The organism is Candidatus Obscuribacterales bacterium (assembly GCA_036703605.1).
In the GTDB taxonomy this organism is placed as follows: Bacteria; Cyanobacteriota; Cyanobacteriia; order RECH01; family RECH01; genus RECH01.
This window is the reverse complement of sequence record DATNRH010000403.1, coordinates 1-2,280: the sequence shown is the minus strand read 5'-3', so window position 1 is coordinate 2,280 and position 2,280 is coordinate 1. Positions and strand designations below refer to the sequence as shown.

Here is a 2,280-nt window from a genome sequence, read left to right as displayed (position 1 = left end):
CCCAGGTCTTAGGGGACGTTTTTGAACATACGCCAGCGATCGCTCACCAAGCGTGGCAACATCGCCCCTTTCGTGATTGCGCTGCTCTTCATGAATGCATGGTGACTATTGTACAGTCTATGAACCATGACCAGCAGCTTGCTTTGATTCAGGCGCATCCAGACTTGGGTAGCCGGACTGCCATGGCTGAGGCATCCGTTCAAGAGCAGACCAGTGCTGGGCTACAGCAGCTCACCCCCCACGAGTACGATCGCTTTCAGCACCTCAACCAAGCCTATCGAGAGCGCTTCAGCTTTCCCTTCATTGTGGCCGTGAAGCACCACACTAAGGAAAGCATTTTGCAAGCCTTTGCCACTCGCCTTACCCATACACCAGAACAAGAGTACCAACAAGCGATCGCCGAGATTAATCAAATTGCCTTGGCCCGGCTCACGGCCCTGATCGCTCCTACCGACGCCGCTGACTAGCACAGCAACATCGTCGCAGGCAAGGCTTGAGTCGGGATAGCTCACTCTACAGAGGTTGTTGAGCTTGGGCGATGAATGCATGAGGATTTCGGTGTTTCTGAATGAAGTTATGAAATCAGAATGGGAGCAAGATGCTCACCCTCGCCATTGATCATCAACATAGTGTGAGCCGCTCACGCTTCCTTGGCGCACATCCTATCGTGATTTAGCAGCGCCAGGATGTCTACTGCCCCATGTCCAGCCCCCAAAAGAAGTATGAAGTTTTAGGCGATCGCCCGGCAAACTGCCTAGGATAAAGAGGTAATGCCTTCAAAATGCTTTAGGTGATCCCTTCATAAAAACCATGGATCACAGATGAATGCCCCGCCATGGATCTGAGGACAGTTAGGTTATGGGACATCCCCAGAAGCAACCGTTGCATGCATCCGTCCAATATTCGCCATCCCCTGAGGTATTTCACATTCAGGATGTGAGTAAGACCTATCACATGGGAGAGGTTGAGGTTCATGCTCTACAGAACGTGACTTTGGATTTCTATGAAGGTGAGTTTGTTGTTCTGTTGGGGCCATCAGGCAGCGGCAAGTCTACGTTGCTAAATATTTTAGGTGGGCTGGATCTACCATCCAGCGGTCAGGTGTGGTTTCGCGATCGCAATTTGGCGACCGCCACTGATGCCATGCTCACTCGATTTCGGCGAGAGTCGGTGGGGTTTATTTTCCAGTTTTATAACCTCATTCCCAGCTTGACGGCCCGCGAAAATGTGGCCTTGGTCACGGAACTTGCTGCCCATCCCTTCTCGCCGGAGGAAGCCTTACAGCGGGTAGGTTTAGGCGATCGCCTCGATCACTTTCCCGCCCAGCTCTCGGGTGGTGAACAGCAGCGGGTGGCCATTGCCCGAGCGATCGCTAAACGCCCAGAAGTGTTGCTCTGTGATGAACCTACCGGGGCCTTAGACGTACAAACGGGCAAACTGGTGCTCAATGCTTTGGCCGATGCCAATCGTGACCTCGGTACCACCACCGCCGTCATCACCCACAATGCCAGTATTGCTGCTATGGCCGATCGGGTGATCTCTATGCGGAGTGGACAGATTGCCAGCATTCACGTCAATGAAATCAAGGTTTCGCCTGCTGAGTTGGAGTGGTAGATGAACGCATTAGATCGAAAGCTGTTGCGGGATCTGCTCCATCTACGAGGTCAAGTGATCGCCATTGTGCTGATTGTGGCCTGCGGTATTACAGGGCTGGTGACCTTAATGAGTGCCTACCATTCCCTGAAGCTATCCCAGGCGACTTACTATAGCCAATATCGATTTGCGGATGTTTTTGTGTCTCTCAAACGGGCACCGGAGGCGATCGCTCCCCAGCTAGCAGAGATCTCGGGTGTCAGCCAATTGCAAACCCGTGTGGTGGTTGATGTGACGTTGGATATACCCGATCGCCATGAACCTGCCACGGGACGCATCATTTCAATCCCAGAACAGCCTCAACCCATGCTCAATGATCTCTTCCTGCGGGAGGGACGCTACATTGAGGCAGGTCGTCGCGATGAAGTGCTGATCAGTGAAGCTTTCGCCAAGGCTAATGATCTCACCCTGGGCGATCGGGTGGGTGCGGTGATCAACGGCCGTTGGCAGACGTTGCAGATCGTAGGACTAGCCCTATCGCCAGAATATGTTTATGAAATTCGCGGCACGGATCTGGTGCCAGATAATCAACGGTTTGGGGTGATTTGGATGGGACGAGAGGCCCTAGCCGCAGCCTTTGATATGCAAGGAGCGTTCAATGACCTTACCCTATCCCTAACCCCAGCG

At 53.0% G+C, this 2,280-nt stretch carries 3 protein-coding genes; all 3 read left to right on the top strand.

Features of this window, described 5'->3' with window-relative positions; genetic code table 11:
• Positions 1–467, top strand: a 467-nt coding sequence (gene uraD, locus V6D20_08280; protein ID HEY9815778.1) for a 2-oxo-4-hydroxy-4-carboxy-5-ureidoimidazoline decarboxylase, incomplete at its 5' end; no start/stop codon positions are given.
• Positions 468–858: 391 nt separating this feature from the next.
• On the top strand, positions 859–1,614 hold the full coding sequence (locus V6D20_08275; protein HEY9815777.1) for an ABC transporter ATP-binding protein: 756 nt from the start codon (positions 859–861) through the stop codon (positions 1,612–1,614).
• Positions 1,615–2,280: hypothetical protein (locus V6D20_08270; protein ID HEY9815776.1), on the top strand; the 666-nt coding region annotated here is incomplete at its 3' end.

What these genes read in the sequence shown, in the direction of transcription:
- V6D20_08275 (HEY9815777.1), top strand. Translation starts at nt 859, where the DNA reads ATGGGACATCCCCAGAAGCAACCGTTGCATGCATCCGTCCAATATTCG.